This window comes from Bradyrhizobium sp. dw_411, from assembly GCF_018449695.1.
Classification (GTDB): domain Bacteria; phylum Pseudomonadota; class Alphaproteobacteria; order Rhizobiales; family Xanthobacteraceae; genus Bradyrhizobium.
On sequence record NZ_JAAVUY010000005.1, the window covers coordinates 151,593 to 168,618 of the forward strand.

Sequence of the window (17,026 nt, forward strand, 5' to 3'; positions counted from 1 at the left end):
GAGGCTGGCCAGTGAAAATATCTTTTAAATTTGTAGTCCTCGTGGCTCTTCTGGCCTTTGGTCCGATCGACCACAGCTTCGCCCAGGCTCCCAAATCGAGGAGCACGGCGCAGAGCGCGCCGGTGCCTGCAACGCCGCCAGCCGTTGCCGGGACGGCGTCTGCGACTCCCCCTGCCGCCCCCGGCTGGGCCGTGCGCTGCTCCAGCGTCAGCCGCGACGCTCCGCTCGAATGCGCGATCGAACAAAGCGCCGTTCTCACCAAGACCGGACAACTGATCGTGCTGATCAATATCCGCGTGCCCGGCGACACCCACACGCCGGTGGCGCTGGTGCAATTGCCGCTCGGGCTCAATCTGCCGGTCGGCGTGAAAATCCAGGTGGATGACGGCAAGGCGGTCGATCTGCAGATCCAGACCTGCGAAAATCGTGGCTGCTACACCAGCACGGTGATTGCGCCCGATCTGCTGGCCGCTCTCAAGTCGGGAAAGCAGTTGAAGGTGTCGTTCCAGGACATGGCCAAGGAAACCATCGCCATTCCAATTCCGCTGGCTGATTTCGCCGCCGCTTACGACAAGATAAAATAATCGAACGGCATCGCGCCGCGGCCATCCGCCGGCGGACGTCGTGGGATTAGCCGGTGCCGAGATAGACCTTCTGCACCTGCGGATCGTGTGCGAGATCGGCCGCGGTGCCCGACAGCACGCTTTTGCCGACTTGCAGGACGGTCGCGAAATCCGAAACCTCGAGCGCGAGTTCGATGGATTGTTCGGCCAGCAGGATCGTCAGCCCTTCCTTGTGCAGCCGGCCGAAGGTCTCGTACATCGACTCGACCACCGCAGGCGCCAGACCCAGCGACGGCTCATCCAGCATCAGAAGCTTGGGGTCGCTCATCAAGGCGCGTCCGACCGCCAGCATCTGACGTTCGCCGCCGGACATGGTACCGGCACGCTGACTGCGGCGCTCCGCCAGTTTCGGGAAGATCTCGTAGACGCGATCGAGCAGCGCCGCCGCGCGCGCCTTGTCGCGCAACGGAGTCGCGCCGAGCCGCAGATTGTTCTCGACGCTCTGTTGCACAAACAGCCGCCAGCCTTCCGGCGACAAGGCCAGACCCTGGCGCACGATCGCAAACGCGCTCTGACCGCCGATCTGCTGCCCGCGAAACCCGATCGATCCGGCATGAACCGGGATCAGGCCGGCGATCGCGTTGAGCACGGTGGTTTTGCCGCCACCGTTGGAGCCGAGCAGCGCCACCACGCTGCCCTCAGGCACCTCCAGCGACACATCGGAGACCCCGATCAGGTCGCCATATCGAACCTCCAGATGCTCGATCTTGAGCAAGGGCGCGGTCATGTCGCGGGCCCACCCATCAGCTCGATCGGGGTATGCGCCGCGGCGGCCTTGGCCGCGCGCTTGCCGAGATAGGCTTCGATGACGGCGGGGTTGCCCGTGACGTCACGCGGACTGCCCTGCGCGATCTCCCGGCCCTGGTGAAACACCACGACGCGGGTCGCCAGCGACATGATCACCTCCATAATGTGCTCGACGATCACAAGCGTGATGCCGGAACGATGGATGTCACGCACGAGATCGATCGCAAGTTGCACTTCGCGCTGGGTGAGGCCTGCCATGGCTTCATCGAGCAGCAATACCTTGGGCTCGGTCGCCAGCGCGCGGGCGATTTCGAGCCGCTTGCGGCCCGGTGTACCCAGCGAGCGCGCCGGCGCATCCGCCAGCCGGCTCATCCCGACGCGCTCCAGCACGGCGCGCGCCCGCGCTTCGGCTTCGGAGCGATGCGGCGTGCGCAGAAACGCGCCGATCATCACGTTCTCCAGCACAGACATGCTCTCGAATGTCTGCGGCACCTGGAAGGTGCGCGCGAGGCCGAGTTGTGCGCGGGCTTCGGGCGTCAGTGCCGTGATGTCATGGCCGTCGAACAGGACCGTGCCGGATGTCGACAGCAGGTCACCGGTCAGGCAGTTGAAGAAGGTGGATTTGCCGGCGCCGTTCGGGCCGATCAGGCCGAGAATATCGCCCTGCGCCAGCTTCACCGAGGCGGCGTCGACAGCCTTGAAACTGCCAAAGGCTTTAGTGACGTCACGCGCTTCCAGGAGACAGCCGTCAGGGGGCATGCGCGGCTCCCCTCGCCTCGGCACTCGGCAGCTTGCTGCGTCGCTTCGCGATCATCCGCTTCACCAGCATCAAGATGCCGCCGGGCTGGAACCGCGCGATCAGCACGATGATCGCGCCGTAGAGCACAAACGTCAGCCCGGCGCCCTTGCCGCCCAAAAGATTGTTGGAAATCTCTTCCAGTGGCACCAGGATCGCCGCACCTACCAATGGACCGAACAGCAGGCCGGCCCCGCCGAGCGCCGCCATGATCAGCATCTTCACCGAGATCAGGATGCCAAGTCCGGACTCGGGATCGACGAAGCCGAACATCATCGCATAGAGCGCGCCGGCGACGCTGGTGAGACCGGCGCTGAGCATGAAAGCATAGAGCTTGGTACGGCTGGCGGGCGCGCCCAGCGAGCGCGCGGCGCGTTCGGAGTCTCGGATCGCGCGGAGATAAAATCCCATCCGACTGTTGGCGATCCACCAGGTGATCCCGAGCGTCAACGCCAGAACCGCGAGGAACAGATAATAATACGGCAGTGCCGAGATGAAGGAGAGATCGAAGACGTTGCGTGGCACGGTCGGCCCGCTCAGCCCGACCGCGGCGCCGAGATATCCAGTGTTGGTGACGATCAGCCGGACCAGCTCGGCCACCGCGATGGTGGCCATGCTGAAATAATGGCCCGACAGCCGCAACGTCGGTACGCCGATGATGGCCGAAATCGCCACGCTGATAACGATGCCGACGGGAATGCCAACCAGCGGCGACAGGGCGAAATGCGCGTAAGCGCCCATCGCGGCATAGGCGCCGCAGCCAAAGAACACGACGTGTCCGACCGACACCTGGCCGGCATAACCGCCGACGATGTTCCAGGCCGAGGCCGCGATCGCATAGAGCAGCACCAGCGCGCCGAGCCGCTGCTGGAATGGCGTCGAGAACAACAGGGGATAGGCGACGACCAGCGCCAGCACCACCGAGAGCCACAACAGGCGTCGCATCAGGATTTGCCCATCAAGCCTTGCGGCCGGAACCAGAGGAAACCGAGGAACAGCGAATACACCACCATGTCCTTGTACACGGGCCCGATCAGGTATCCCGACAAGGACTCGATGACACCGATCAACAGCCCCGCCACCAGCGCGCCGGGCACGCTGCCGAAACCACCCAGCGACACCGTCACAAAGGCGACAATGCCGAGCGTCTCGCCGACAGTCGGCACGATATAGAAGAACGTCGCGATCAGCGCGCCCGCCAGACCCGTGGCGCCTGCGGCAATCGCCCAGGCGATGGCCTGCATGGTATCGGGCCGGATCCCCATCAACTGCGCCGCCGTGGAATCTTCCGCGACCGCCAGCATCTTCGATCCCAATGATGTACGCGTCAGCAACAGATGCAGGCCGAGCGTCACCAGCAAGGCGACCGCGCCGGCCAGCAGTCGCGATGCCTGGATGCGCAAGCCCGCGACCTCAAAAGTGCCGCCGACCAGATTTTCAGGCAGCGACAGGAAGTTGGCGCCAAACCACCAGAACACCGAATAGCGCAGCAATAGCGCGAGCCCGAAGGTGCCGAGAATCTGGGCCAGCATCGGCCCCTTCATGATGTCGCGGATCAGCCCGAAATAGACGACGACGCCAAGCGTCGCCAGTACCAGCGCGGCCAGCGGCGCACCCGCCCAGGGACCCGCGCCGAACAGCGTCCACACCACGAACGCCACATACATGCCGAGCATTACAAAGTCGCCATGCGCGAAATTGACGATGTTCATCATGCCCCAGACCAGCGTGAGGCCGGAGGAGAACAACGCGTAGACGGCACCCAATAGAAGGCCGCCGACAATCACCTGAACAAGAATGGAGGACATGCCGGCGGGAGATCTTGCGGGTTAAGTCTCTGAGATGACGATGCGATGGATCGAATGAAGCAAGTGCAATTCAAGTAAGGCAAGTCAACTAAAGCAGGTGGCGGCGGGACCCCTGCCCGCCGCCCAACTCTCACCAGCCTTTATAAGGCAGGACCGGCGTTTTCTCGGCATTGGCTTTCGGCCAGACCGCGACATAATTTTCACCGTCTTGCAGTTGAATGACGAGGCCCGAGGCCAGTACGTTCTGACCCTTCTCATCGAACTTGATGCCCTTGTAACCCATCATCAACTGATCGGGCTTCAGATCGGTGGCCTTCAAGGCCGCCTGGATCTTGGCGGGATCGGTCGAACCCGCACGATCGATCGCCCCACACAGCACGAAGAACGCCTGCATCTGACGCCCCGCGGTATCGTCCATCTCGTCGCCACTCTTCTTTTTATACATTTCAGCGATCAGCGCGGTCGGTGATCCCGGAGGGCCGACGCTCCACGACGAACGGTTGAGGACTCCTTGCGAAATCTTGCCGACCGACTTGATGAAGGACGGATCGGAATAACCGGAATCGTCGGCGATGATCATAGGAGGCTTGTAGTCGAGTGCTTGCATCGTCTTCGCATACAGGATCGCGTCGGACGCATAGGCGATCATGATCACGACGTCGGGCTTCTTCTCCTTGAGCTGCAGTATCTGGCTCTGCACGTCGGTCGCGTTGACGGCATAGGCGATATCGAGTGCGATGCTCTGGCCGTTGTCTTTGAATACGCTGGTGATCACGCTCGAGACTGACGTGCCGTATTCCGTGTTGTCATGGACCAGCGCGACGCTATCGGTCTTGACGCCGGCGGCCTTCATGTCCTTGAGGAACTCATAATAGATCTTGGCGAAATCCGCCGCCACCGGCGTGACCCGGAAGAACCATTTGAAACCGCGCTCGGTGAGGTTGGCTGCGACCGACTCGCCGTTGACGAACGGAATTCCGTATTTCTCGGCGATCGCGCTTGCCGTCAGTGTGATGCCGGATTGATAAGAGCCGGTGAGCGCCACCACCTTCTCTTCCGTGATCAGCCGCAAGGCCTGGTTCTGTCCGGTCGCGGGGCTACCCTGGTTGTCGGCGAACACTACCTCGACCTTGGCGCCGCCGAGGCCCGCGAGACCGGCGTTCTTGGCCAGCGGAAAATTGCCGAATTCCGGATGGGGATTGTTGATGATATCCATCGCGACTTCGATCGCGGCCTTGGCATGAACGCCCGCGCTGGCCGCGTTGCCGCTCAACGGATAGACCGCGCCGATCTTGACGGTCTTTTCCTGCGCGAAGGCATGCCCCGCCAGCATCACGGAAATCGAGGCGGCGCACAGCAGCCCGATGATATGCTTAAATCTCATACTGATGATCTCCTGGAAGTCCCACCCGATGCCAGGCTCTGAGGCCGGGATGCCCGAGGCGTTGCCGCCAGTGGATTCCCTTGTTTTGGCCTGTTCAACATTGCACGCCGGATTGGCAGGGGCAAGTTTGCGGGGTCGCTTGCGCGCTCTTGTCGCGAGACTTCAGCCGGCGGGTGCCGCGGCGGCCATATCCGACTTGACGCCAACATAGACGGTGTTGCTCGCGTCGTGCTCACCCCGCCAATTGTCGAAGGTCACGACATGCGCCGCCGACGTCGCGAAGGTACCTGCCATCACATGCTCGAACGCGGAATCCGGCGGGTCGTTCGACCACAGCGCGAAAACGCCGCCGGGATTGAGATGCGAAGCGAGCCGCGCCAGTCCTTCCGGTTCGTAAAGTGCGGCATGGCGCGGATGCAGTAGATTTCGCGGCGAATGATCGATATCCACCAGCACCGCATCGAAGCGGCGCCCCGGCATGCCGGGATCAAAACCGGCGGTCGAATGCGACAGCGCGAAGAAATCGCCATGAACCAGGCGGCATCGCCGATCCTTCGTGAGTTGCTCGCCGAGCGGAAGCAATCCCTGCTCGTGCCATTCGATCACCTCAGCCAGCGCATCGATCACGATCAGTGAGTTCACCCGCGGATTTTCGAGCGCCGCCAACGCGGTGTAACCGAGCCCGAGGCCGCCGACGACGACATCGACATTGGTGCGCAGAAGGGCTGCGAGGCCAAGCCGCGCGAGTTCTACCTCGGCGACGGTGAACAGGCTCGACATCAGGAATTCGTCGCCGAGCTTGATTTCATAAATGTCGATACCGGAAGACGGCGACTTTCGGCGCCGCAGGCTAAGCACGCCCATCGGGGTCGGGCGAAAATCCAGCTCTTCGAAATTCACGCTCATGCCTGACCGCCCTGCCCGCGACTGACCCCGTCGCCCATGGCCACGGACCGCCGTAGCTTCCCCACCAGAGCAGCATCGTCCCGTGCTTGCCAAGCCCGGATTGAACGGACGGAACGGCATTCGCTTAGACGGGATTTTACGGCGCTCCGCCACGCCGTCTCATAGGCCGACAAGCCATTGAATTTGTTTGGTAATAGTTAGATGCCGTAACGGCAGCCTATCGATTTCTGAGGCACACCGACATAGCCGAGGGTGGTTTTGCAGACCATTCCCGTTTCAATCCGGCTATTGCCGGGAACTACCGAAGCGTTTGCAAAACCGTTTATTGATCGGAAGACAGCTAAGACGCGAGCCCTTCCATGATCTGGTTCGTATCGGTCACGAAACCAAAACAGAACTTGACGTTCCAAAGCGTTGCCTCGCGGCAAAAGTCGGGCGATGTCGTTCCACAGCAATCTTCCACGAGCACACAATTGTAGCCGAGGAAATGCGCGTCGGTCAGCGAGTGCAATACGCATTGATCGGTGTTGACGCCGCTAAAGAACAGCGTCTTCACATCGAGGTTCTTGAGAATGCTGTCGAGTGGCGTGTCCCAAAAACCGCTGATGCGATATTTGTCGACCTTGATATCTTCCGGAAGCTGTTCCAGCTCGTCGACGACCGCAGCCGACCAGCTATCCTTCTCGAGCAAATGCGCGCCATTGCCCGGCAGCTCGCCACCGATGCCGATGCCGTTGCCGTCGCGATTGAAAACATACAGCGTGGTCGGCGGCAGGTTCTTGCGATCCGCACGGTTGCCCCAGTTCAGCCAAATGATCGGAACGCCGGTCGCGCGAAGTGCGGGAAGCAGGCGCTGCAGCGGCTTGATCGGCGCGCGTTCCGGACTGAGGTCGGCACCAAGCCAATCGACCCAGCCTCCCGGCGCGCAGAAATCGTTCTGCATGTCGACCACGATCATGGCCGAGCGCTTGAGATCGATCGTGATCGTCTGCGGTTCCGCGGCGATCGTCGCCAAGACCGGCGTCGCGGGCGGCATCGAGAGATCGACATGCGTGGGGCTCACTTTCCACGTGTAAGCGCCATCGCCAATCTGCGCCATGCCCGCATCATCTTTGGTCGTTGCCATGGACATTGATTTCGCTGCCATCTCGCTTCTCCCTGAATGCTGCAAAGGCGCTGTTTCAGGGGTCATCTAAGCAAGGCATGTGCCAAGCAGCACAGACCGGCCTCACCCGCGTTCGATCGGCATCTGGCGGCGGCCACCGATCCGGCCGCTCTCGCATTCGATCCGGCAGAATTCGACAAAGGTCTCGGCCGCGAGGCTGAGCGCTTTGGCGCGGGGCCAAGCGATACCGGCATTCAAGGTTGGGATGTCCGCCGCAACCTCGCGAACCTCGATCCGGTCTCCTTCGAGCGACCATGGCCGATACATCATGTCGGACAGGATCGTGACTCCGTTACGGGACGCGATCAAACCTCGCACGGCCTCAACCGACTCGGTTCGCACGACGATGTTGGGTTCAAGCCTGTGCGCACTCCAGTAGGAATGAGTCGAGCTTTCCGCGTCGTCGATCAGAAGCTGGATGTAGGGCTGCCGGGCCACGTCCTCCAACGTGATGATTTCGGCGTCAACCAGCGGATGCTTGGGTGGCAGCCAGAGCCGACGCATCGAGCGGACCAGGGTGTGACTGACCAAATTGGCGTGCTCGGACAGGTTCGACACCAGCATCAGCCCAAGTTCATATTTTCCGGAAACAAGACCGGCTTCGATCCCGCTGCGTTTCACTTCCTGGATCGATACTTCGATGGCGGGGAAACGCTGATGAAAGCGGGCGAGCAAGGGCGCCAGAAAATATCCGCTGATCGTGATGGTAACGGCGAGCTGGATACGACCCGAAATATCGTTGATCGGCCCCGTCATGGCGTAACCGGCGCTCTCGACGGCAGAAAGAATGTTCCTGCAATGCGCGAGCAGACGGTGGCCTTCATAGGTAAGCGTCAGTCCGCGCGGATGGCGCTCGAACAGTTTTATTCCAGACACGGCGGCGAGTTCCCCGATCGCCTCGGTCACTGCGGATGGTGAAATGCCGACCATGGAAGCGGCGGTGCTGATCTTCCCGGTCTCAGCCACCGCGACGAAATAGCGAATTTGACGGAACGTGACAGAAGCCATGAACCGATGGGGTCCATGGAGCGATTGAAGATCATACGTGCTGCCCGCCTCCAGCCTATTCATGAAGCATATTTCTGCACCGCTGCATCATTCTTAGCCGACGATCGCTCGGAATTTCCGAGATCATAGATCGTAAAACGCAAGTTTACAAACACATAGCCTCAGCTTCACTCTCGCGCCACGCCATCAGCAAAGCAGCCGCTTTTTCATTAGCGAATGAATACAACCAATGATCGCAGAGGAACGAGAATGACGCACCAATTCGAAAATGCAGCATGCGGCAGGGTCGCTCGCGCCTTTGCTGTCGCACTCGTTTTCATCGCCGGCCTCGCGGGCAGCAATATCAAGGCGAGCGCCGTGGAAATGTCTCCGGCCGCGAAAGCCGTCGTCGATTACGACAAGTCCTTCACGACGCCGAAGAAGAAATACCGGATCGCCTATCTCACCGAATGCGTGGACAATCCCTATTGTCTGGCGCGCCTTGAAGGCCTCAAGGACGCGGCAAAGAAATACGGTTTCGAATTCAAGATATTCGATGCGAATTTCAGCCCGGCGACCCAGGCGAAGGTCGTCGAGAATGCGGTGACGGAAGGCTTCGAAGGCTATCTGTTCGGGCCAGCCGCGGCGCAGCCGGGATGTGGTCTCTACAACCGCTTGCTAAAGCCCACCGGCAAACCGGTGGTGTCGATCGATATCGCGATGTGCGGCGATCCGGATTATACGCCCGGGCTTGCCGCCACGCTCACGATGCAGGGCCCCTATCATTTCGACAACATGATGGATCACGCCTTCGCCACCTGCAAAGGAAACTGTGAGGTCGCAGCGGTTGGCGGCTTTGTCGGCTCCGATCTGTTCACCTATTGGGAAAACGCGATCAAGAAGGCCGCGGCCAAATATCCCAACGTCAAGGTGGTCGTCGATGAGCCCGCCAATTTCGATCCGCGCATCGCGCTGAAAAAAATTCAGGACGCGCTGCTGGCGCATCCGAACATCAATATCGTCATCTCGTCCTGGGACGATATGTCACGCGGCGTGGAGCAGGCCGTCGTGGCCGCCGGCAAGACACCGGGCAAGGACGTCAACATCTTCTCCGGCGGCGCTACCAAGGTCGGCGTCGACAAGGTCAAGTCCGGCAAATGGGCCTCCACGATGGCGTACCTTCCCTACCAGGAGGCCTATTACGGCGCCGCCGCGCTGATGATGGCGCTGGACGGCAAGCCGATCAACGCCCACATCGACGAGGCCCTGCTCCCCGAGATCGTCAACTCGACCGGCACCGTCTTCATCGGTCAAGACAACGTCGACAAATACAAGCCGGTTTACTGAGCTGGATGAACACTCGTGCGTGCGGGCCCATCTATCCCGCACGCCGGAGGGAGCAAGGAGATTGGTGAGCGAGCAAGTCATCGGGAGCGGAACCGCAGCGCCCCGGAACATACCGATACGCAAGCGTGATTCCAATTCGACCGTCGCGATCCGCGTCCGCAATGTGTCGAAATCGTTTCCGGGCGTGCAGGCACTGCGCGGGATCAATTTTGAGCTTCTGAGCGGAGAAGTTCACGGGCTTGTCGGCGCCAATGGCGCAGGTAAATCGACTTTTATCCGGATGCTGTCGGGGGCAAGCGTGCCCGACACCGGCGAGATCGAGGTGCAGGGCTCGCCGCTGTTGTTCGACGATCCCCGGTTGCAGAGCGGCGCCGGGATCGCCGCCATCTATCAGGAACTGACGATCATCCCGGAGATGTCGGTTCTTTCCAACGCTTTTCTCGGCAAGGTTCCGAGCCGATTTTTCGTCACCGACAAACGGCGGATGGAGCGCCGCTTTGCCGAACTGTCGGAATGGATGGGCCTGAAGATCCCGCCGCATGCGAATGCGGGCTCGCTGTCGGTGGCCAATCAGCAGATGATCGAGATCCTGCGAGCTGTACAGACCGATCAGAACGTACTGATCATGGACGAGCCGACGGCGCCGCTCGGGCCTTACGAGCGCGCGAGGCTCTACGAACTGATCGGTCGCCTCAAGGAAAGCGGCGTGGCGATCATCTTTATTTCGCACGATCTCGATGAGGTCCTGCAATTAAGCGACCGGGTCTCCGTGATGCGGGAAGGCCTGCTGGTCGAAACCCGGACCGCGGCGAACTGGACCAAGGACACGCTGGTTCAGGCCATGCTTGGCGATGTCCAGATCGTCCCGGGCAGCAAGCGGACCCATGCGTCGGACCAGGAACTGTTGCATGTTAGCAATCTTGCCCTGCCCGGCCGCGTGTCGGGCCTGTCATTCGGACTTCATGAAGGTGAGATTCTGGGCATCGCGGGCCTGGTCGGCGCCGGACGCACCGAGGTGCTGCGCTGTATCGCCGGAGCTGAACCTTCAGCACAGGGATCGATGCGCTTTGTGGGCGTGGACTGCCCCTGGCCACGAACCATTCGCGAGGCGATCGGACGCGGCATCGTTCTCGCCCCGGAGGACCGTAAACGCCAGGGCCTGGTTCTCTCGCGCTCGTCCTTGTCCAATCTGATGCTGGCCGATCTTCCCGCCGTGGCCGTCGGGCCCGTCATCGATCGGAGCAAGACGCGCGAGCGCGGCACGGCCCTCGCCCGGCAACTCGGATTCAATCCCGAGCGGCTTGATGCCGAAGCGCTCAATCTGTCGGGAGGAAACCAGCAAAAGCTCGTGCTTGGAAAATGGCTCAACCGGAAGCCCAGGATCCTGCTGCTTGACGAACCGACAAGGGGCATCGACCTCGGCGCCAAGCAGGAAATCTTTCAGGCCATCCGCCGGCTCAGCGATCAGGGTATGGGGGTTATTCTGGTCTCGTCCGATCTCGAAGAAGTGGTCGAGCATTCCGACCGCGTCCTTGTGATGGCGCGCGGTCGCCAGATCGACATTCTCGATGGCCACGATGCCACGGTTGAACGAATACTGAATTTGATCTTCGCGGTCGAAAGCCGCGCTAGCGACGCGGGAGTTAGTTGATGAGCGACGCGGACATCCTTGCCTCAGCCCCGGCTCGGCAGACCGCCAATTGGCGCGCGCAACTGCCGACGTTGATCAGGGTCTATGGCATCATTCTCACGCTGGTTTTGTTGCTGGCCGTGGTCACGATCGGCAACCCGGCGTTCATTTCGCAACAAAACGTCTTCAACATGGCGTCGCAATGGGCCCCCGCGGGGATCATGGCTGTCGGCATGACCTTCGTGATTCTCACGGGCGGATTCGATCTGTCGGTCGCGTCAGCCTATTCGCTGTGTGCGGTCGTTGCGGCCTATGTCGGACAAAATCACGCACCGTCGGTCTCATTCGCAGCCGCGATCGCGGTCGGTCTGGTGTTCGGGCTCGCAAACGGCATCCTGGTGGCTGTGGTTCGCATCAATCCTTTCATTACGACGGTCGGCAGCGGCTTCATCATCAACGGCGTGGCGCTGGTGTTGACCCAGAACGCGGCGTTTCTGGTCAACAATGACGATTTCGGGATTCTCGGGGCAGGTCGCTGGCACGGAATCCCCTATTCCGGGATGTTGCTCGTGATCTTCCTGGTTTTCTTCGGTTTCGTTCTCGCCCGAACCATCTATGGCGAAGCCATCTATGCGGTGGGCGGAAATTATGAAGCTAGCCGCTTGTCCGGCATACGGGTCAGGGCGGTGGTCGCCAGTGCCTATGTGCTGATGGGCGGCTGCGTCGGTCTTGCTGGCTGTATTGCGGCATCGCAGCTCAGCTCGGCGCAAGCCAATCTCGATCCCGGGATTATCTTCGATGTGTTGACGATCGTTGTCGTTGGCGGGACTTCACTCTCGGGCGGCTCGGGCGCGATGTGGCGAACCGCCGTTGGCCTCGGGATCATTGCGACCATCTCAAACGGCTTCGTGCTGCTCGACATCAGCCCGTACTACCAGTCGATCATTAAGGGTTCGATCATCGTTGCGGCGCTCGCGCTCGACACCGGCCTGACCCGCCTGGTGCGGGCCAAATGAACTGAACCAGATAGTCTGCGGGCCACTGTCTTCTTCTCACTAACGATCGGAGTTCGAAATGAGTTTCACGTTGGAAGAAACCTCCATCCGCGAAATTCACGCGGCCTATCTTTCCGGGCAACTGACCTGCGTTCAGCTGGTGCAAGCCTATCTGGACCGCATATCCGCCTACGACCAGAGCGGTCCGGCGTTGAATGCTTTTGTGAAACTCAATCCGGCCGCACTCGAAGAGGCCGCCGCCCTGGATACGAAATTTGCTACAACGAGAGCGCTGAGCGGTCCGCTGCATGGCATTCCCGTAGCCGTCAAGGATCAGGCCGAGACCAAGGGTATCGAGACGCGCTTCGGCTGCGTGGGTCTTTCAGGCTACATTCCTGAAAAGGACGCCACCATCGTCGCCAAGATGAAAGCGGCGGGCGCGATCATCCTGGGCAAGACGGCGCTGCCGGATTTCGCGACATCGTGGTTCGGTTATTCCTCCGTCAACGGTGAAACCAAGAACCCCTATGATCTCGATCGCGATCCCGGCGGCTCCAGTGCCGGCACCGGCGCTGCCATCGCAGCGAATCTGGCGACGGTTGGCATTGGCGAGGACACCGGCGGATCGATCCGATTGCCGTCCAGCTTCAATAATCTTGTCGGCGTGCGCGTCACGCCAGGTCTTATCAGCCGGGCCGGGCTATCGCCGCTGGTGGTTTTCCAGGATACCGCCGGGCCGATGGGCCGAACGGTAACCGATACCGCGATCCTGCTCGATACGCTGGTCGGTTACGATCCGCAGGATCCCTACACGACTGCCTTCGTGATCGCCGACCACAAGGGCAGCTATACCCAAAACCTGAACCCGGATGGATTGAAAGGCGCCCGGATCGGCGTGCTCAAGGAGGCGTTCGGCAGCGACGAAGATCCGGATTGTGCACAAGTCAACAAAGTGGTTCGCGCCGCCATCGCGCAGATCAAATCCGCCGGAGCCGAGATCGTCGAGGTCAGCCTGCCCAATTTGATGGACTTCGTTGTCGAAACCTCGCTCTACATCACGCACTCGCGGCACGACATCAACAAGTTCCTGTCGTCGCGCCCGTCATTGCCCTATTCGTCGATCGACGCGATCTACAAGGACGGGAAGTATCATAAAAATCTCGACCTGATCGACGACATCATGACCGGCCCTGCCCATCCCGAGGAGGATCCGGCCTACTATCGCAAGCTGGCGGCCAGGGACGCTTTCCAGCGCGCCGTCGTCAAGATCATGGCTGACAATCGGTTGGACTCGATTTGCTTCCCGCCCTGCCAGGTGCTGCCGCCGACGCGCGAAGAGCTTCGCAACGGCCGCTGGCCGGTCTTGGGATTTCCGACCAACACGCTGATCGCGGCGCAAACCTGGTTGCCATCGATCTGCCTGCCCGCCGGCTTCACGACCGCGGGCGTGCCGGTGGGGATCGAGATGGTGGTATTGCCCTATCACGAGCCCGATCTGTTCAAGGTCGGCTATGCCTTTGAACAGGCAACCCGCTATCGCCGGCCGCCGCCGAGCACGCCCGCCCTTTGACTTCACGGAACGGGCTGAGGCGGCAGATGATCAGAACGACACCTTGTCCGGCTTGGATACCCACGCCTCGTAGATCGCCCTCGCCTCGCCGGCCAGTTCCCGGTTTTGCACCATCGGAATGATCTGGCGGCTGTTGAGCGGACGGGCGAGTTCTTCGTAGAACGGCTCATCGCCAAGGCCGATGTCGCGCGAGTCGTCCATGGATAGAGCGTAATAAGCGCGATCCACGCGTGCCCACAGCATGCTGGACATGCACATGCAGCACGGCGCGCCGTTGGTATAAAGCTCGCATCCGGAGAGGTTGAAGGTTTTGAGCTTGGCGCTGGCGCGACGAACGGCCAGCAGTTCGGCGTGCGCGGTCGGATCGTTGCTGGAAAGAACCTCGTTGTGGGCTTCGCCGACAATCTCGCCATCTTTGACGATGACCGAGCCGAACGGGCCACCATGACCGGTGTCCATGCCGCGCTGCGCGAGTACAAGCACCCGCCGCATATATTTGGTTTCATACATCCCTTGTCTCCTTCGAAAAGTCCTGTCCGGCTTTAACCTCCGAGAAACGCCCGCTTGACCTCCTCGGTGTCGCGCAAGGCCGCTGCGGTGCCGGCCAGCACGATCTTGCCTACTTCGAGCACGTAGGCGCGATCGCAGCAGGCCAGCGCCTTGCCGACATTCTGTTCTGCCAGCAGCACCGAGGTGCCATCCTTCACGATCCCCCTGATCCCGGCCAGCACTTCGTCCGCCAGTTTGGGCGACAATCCCAGTGACGGCTCGTCAAGCAGCAACAGGCGCGGCTGACCCATCAACGCGCGACCGATCGCCAGCATCTGCTGCTGACCACCGGATAGCTGCCACCCCAAGGCTTCCTGCCGTGTGGCCAGTTGCGGGAACAGGCTGAAGGCGCGGTCGACGCGGCGCGCGCGCTCGGCCTTGCCGGCAAAGACCGCGACTTCGAGATTTTCGCGCACCGTCAGCCCCGGAAACACCCGCCGGCCCTCCGGTGAATAACCGACACCCAGGCGAATCCGCTGTTCGGTTCGCAGCCCCGTGACGTCGCGATCCAGAAAGCGTAGCGCTCCACTCTTCGGGCGCAGGAAACCAACGATGGACTTGAACAAGGTGGATTTGCCGGCGCCATTCGCACCGATCAGCGCCACCGCCTCGCCGCTGCCCACCGAAAGCGTGGCGTCCTTGAGCGCAAACACAGGCCCGTACCACACGCAAAGCTTGTCGATCTCGAGTAGCCCGCTCATGGCGCACCCGCCGCGATCGGGATGGGTTCGGACGCGCCCAATCCCAGGTAAGCCTCGATCACCGCCGGATCGCGCCGCACGGCATCGGGCAATCCGGCGGCGATGACCTTGCCGCGATCGAGGCAGATCAGGCGCTCGGCCAGCGCCGCAAGAAATACCAGGTTGTGTTCGACCACAACTACGGTGATTCCGTCAGCGGCAAACGTCTTGATCCGCTCGGCGAGATCGAGTTGCTCCTGTTCATTGAGACCGGCGGCTGGCTCATCCAGCAGAACCAGCGCCGGTCCGGTCGCGATGGCGCGAGCAACTTCCACACGCCGACGCGTGCCGTAGGGCAAACCTCCGCAAGGCTCCATCACGACACTCGTAATACCCAGCCGCTCGGCTGCCGCCATGGCGATACGGCGCGCCCGCTCGAGCAGGCGATCGTGGCCGACTGTCGAGATCGCCTTTAACAGCCCCGCGCCATCGATCCCGGCGCGCGCCAGCGCGATGTTATCGAGCGCGCTGAGATCATCGACCAAGTGGATATGCTGGAACGTCCGCGCGATGCCGCGTCGCGAAATGAGGTGGGCCGGCGCCCCGGTGATGTCCCGACCGCGAAAAGTCACCTGCCCCTGGTCGCACACATAAAGGCCTGAGATGACGTTGAGCAGCGTCGTCTTTCCCGAACCGTTGGGTCCGATCAGGCCGACAATCTCGCCGTCCCGCAAAGTGAAGCTGACGCCATCAAGCGCCCGCACCCCACCAAACGCCAGCGTCACGTTCTCCGCTGCGAGAATATGATCGTAATGGCCCGCAGGCGCGGCCTGCGGCGCCTGCTCCGAGACCGATGGCGGCTTTGGGCCAGGCGAGCGCCCGAAAAGCATCGCGCGTAGCCGCTCGATTGCACCGACAAGACCATAAGGCGCGAGGATAAGAACCGATAACGCCGCGAGCCCGTAGGCGATCATGTAATAGTTCTCGAGGACGCGAAACCATTCACGTAAGTGGACGATCAGGATTGCTCCCAGAATCGCGCCGGCAATACGCGTGCGGCCGCCAATTACGGTCATGGTGAGACACGTCACCATTAAAGCGAGATCGAGATTTTCGGGCGATACGACATGAATCACATGCGCCATCAGCGCGCCCGCGGCGCCGCCATAGGCGGCACTGAGAATGAAAGCGGCGAATCGCAGATGGGCGATATTGAGCCCCAGCGCCGACGCCGCGACCCGATCCTCGCGCATCAGATGGAAGGCCTGACCGTAAAGCCCCCGTGTCACCTGATAGGAAATCAGGCAACCAACAATGACCAGCCCCCACACGAAATACAAAACCGATCGCCGGTCCGACAAAACGAGGCCGGCAAGATCGATCGATGGAATACCGGGCAGACCGTTGGTGCCGCCAGTGATGTCGCTCCACTGGATGGCGAGCAATAACACCACAAGCCCGATGCCCAGCGTCGCCAGCGAAAAATAATGCTCTTCAAGTTTGAGCACGGGCACGCCGACGACGACGGCGAGCAGCACCGGCCCCGCGATCGACAACGGGAAAGTCACCAGGAACCCCGCTCCGAAATGCGTCGCGACAATGCCGGTGATGTACCCGCCGATTCCAAAGAAAGTCGCCTGCGCCAGCGACACCGCGCCGGCGTGACCGAACACGAACTGGAAGCCGAGCACCAGCAGCGCATAGATTCCGCACAGCGTCAGAATCCGCATATCATATGGATTGGCAAAAAACAGCGCGTCGGCCGCAAGCGCCGCAGTTGCGAGCACAAGCGGGAGCCGAATGCCGGATAGAAACCAGGACAGCAAAACCGACATCTCC

Annotated in this window: 16 protein-coding genes; 5 read left to right on the forward strand and 11 right to left on the reverse strand. The window is 61.3% G+C overall.

What is annotated here, in order from left to right:
• The first annotated feature begins 65 nt into the window (after positions 1-65).
• Positions 66-584, forward strand: a complete 519-nt coding sequence (locus tag HB676_RS09970; protein ID WP_346347314.1) for an invasion associated locus B family protein — start codon at positions 66-68, stop codon at positions 582-584.
• A gap of 46 nt (positions 585-630) precedes the next feature.
• On the opposite strand, the gene HB676_RS09975 is transcribed toward HB676_RS09970, so the two are convergent.
• From HB676_RS09975 to HB676_RS10010, 8 genes are all read right to left on the reverse strand, one after another.
• On the reverse strand, positions 631-1,350 hold the full coding sequence (locus tag HB676_RS09975; RefSeq protein WP_213737619.1) for an ABC transporter ATP-binding protein: 720 nt from the start codon (positions 1,348-1,350) through the stop codon (positions 631-633).
• On the reverse strand, positions 1,347-2,129 hold the full coding sequence (locus HB676_RS09980) for an ABC transporter ATP-binding protein (RefSeq protein ID WP_213737620.1): 783 nt from the start codon (positions 2,127-2,129) through the stop codon (positions 1,347-1,349). Before HB676_RS09980 ends, HB676_RS09975 begins: the two co-directional genes overlap by 4 nt.
• On the reverse strand, positions 2,119-3,111 hold the full coding sequence (locus tag HB676_RS09985) for a branched-chain amino acid ABC transporter permease (RefSeq protein ID WP_213737621.1): 993 nt from the start codon (positions 3,109-3,111) through the stop codon (positions 2,119-2,121). The genes HB676_RS09980 and HB676_RS09985 overlap by 11 nt, the downstream gene beginning before the upstream one ends.
• Positions 3,111-3,974 (reverse strand): branched-chain amino acid ABC transporter permease, encoded by an 864-nt coding sequence (locus tag HB676_RS09990; RefSeq protein ID WP_213737622.1) that lies wholly within the window; start codon positions 3,972-3,974, stop codon positions 3,111-3,113. Before HB676_RS09990 ends, HB676_RS09985 begins: the two co-directional genes overlap by 1 nt.
• Positions 3,975-4,104: 130 nt before the next feature.
• Entirely contained in the window at positions 4,105-5,358 is a 1,254-nt protein-coding gene (locus HB676_RS09995) for an ABC transporter substrate-binding protein (RefSeq protein ID WP_213737623.1), read from the reverse strand.
• Positions 5,359-5,520: 162 nt separating this feature from the next.
• The gene (locus HB676_RS10000) at positions 5,521-6,264 is read right to left on the reverse strand and encodes a spermidine synthase (RefSeq protein WP_213737624.1); all 744 of its coding nucleotides are present in this window, start codon (positions 6,262-6,264) and stop codon (positions 5,521-5,523) included.
• Positions 6,265-6,604: 340 nt separating this feature from the next.
• Entirely contained in the window at positions 6,605-7,411 is an 807-nt protein-coding gene (locus HB676_RS10005; RefSeq protein ID WP_249780155.1) for a cysteine hydrolase family protein, read from the reverse strand.
• An 81-nt stretch (positions 7,412-7,492) separates the two neighbouring features.
• Entirely contained in the window at positions 7,493-8,437 is a 945-nt protein-coding gene (locus HB676_RS10010) for a LysR family transcriptional regulator (RefSeq protein ID WP_213737625.1), read from the reverse strand.
• Positions 8,438-8,686: 249 nt separating this feature from the next.
• Between HB676_RS10010 and HB676_RS10015 the strand changes: the two genes are divergently transcribed.
• The 4 genes from HB676_RS10015 to HB676_RS10030 all read left to right on the forward strand — a co-directional run bounded on the left by HB676_RS10015 (position 8,687) and on the right by HB676_RS10030 (position 13,958).
• Positions 8,687-9,763 (forward strand): sugar ABC transporter substrate-binding protein, encoded by a 1,077-nt coding sequence (locus HB676_RS10015; RefSeq protein WP_213737626.1) that lies wholly within the window; start codon positions 8,687-8,689, stop codon positions 9,761-9,763.
• Between the two features lie 64 nt (positions 9,764-9,827).
• The gene (locus HB676_RS10020) at positions 9,828-11,414 is read left to right on the forward strand and encodes a sugar ABC transporter ATP-binding protein (protein ID WP_213737627.1); all 1,587 of its coding nucleotides are present in this window, start codon (positions 9,828-9,830) and stop codon (positions 11,412-11,414) included.
• Positions 11,414-12,409, forward strand: coding sequence for an ABC transporter permease (locus HB676_RS10025; protein ID WP_213737628.1), 996 nt, complete (start codon positions 11,414-11,416; stop codon positions 12,407-12,409). The genes HB676_RS10020 and HB676_RS10025 overlap by 1 nt, the downstream gene beginning before the upstream one ends.
• Before the next feature lie 58 nt (positions 12,410-12,467).
• Positions 12,468-13,958, forward strand: coding sequence for an amidase (locus tag HB676_RS10030; RefSeq protein WP_213737629.1), 1,491 nt, complete (start codon positions 12,468-12,470; stop codon positions 13,956-13,958).
• A gap of 30 nt (positions 13,959-13,988) precedes the next feature.
• Here HB676_RS10030 and HB676_RS10035 read toward each other — a convergent pair whose 3' ends face one another.
• The 3 genes from HB676_RS10035 to HB676_RS10045 are packed head-to-tail and all read right to left on the reverse strand — an operon-like array spanning position 13,989 to position 17,022.
• Complete coding sequence (locus tag HB676_RS10035) at positions 13,989-14,468, reverse strand: nucleoside deaminase (protein ID WP_213737630.1); 480 nt, start codon at positions 14,466-14,468, stop codon at positions 13,989-13,991.
• A gap of 32 nt (positions 14,469-14,500) precedes the next feature.
• Positions 14,501-15,208, reverse strand: a complete 708-nt coding sequence (locus HB676_RS10040; protein WP_213737631.1) for an ABC transporter ATP-binding protein — start codon at positions 15,206-15,208, stop codon at positions 14,501-14,503.
• Positions 15,205-17,022 carry a branched-chain amino acid ABC transporter ATP-binding protein/permease gene (locus HB676_RS10045; protein ID WP_213737632.1) on the reverse strand — a complete coding sequence of 606 codons (1,818 nt, stop codon included), beginning with the start codon at positions 17,020-17,022 and terminating at the stop codon, positions 15,205-15,207. Before HB676_RS10045 ends, HB676_RS10040 begins: the two co-directional genes overlap by 4 nt.
• Positions 17,023-17,026 lie beyond the last annotated feature (4 nt).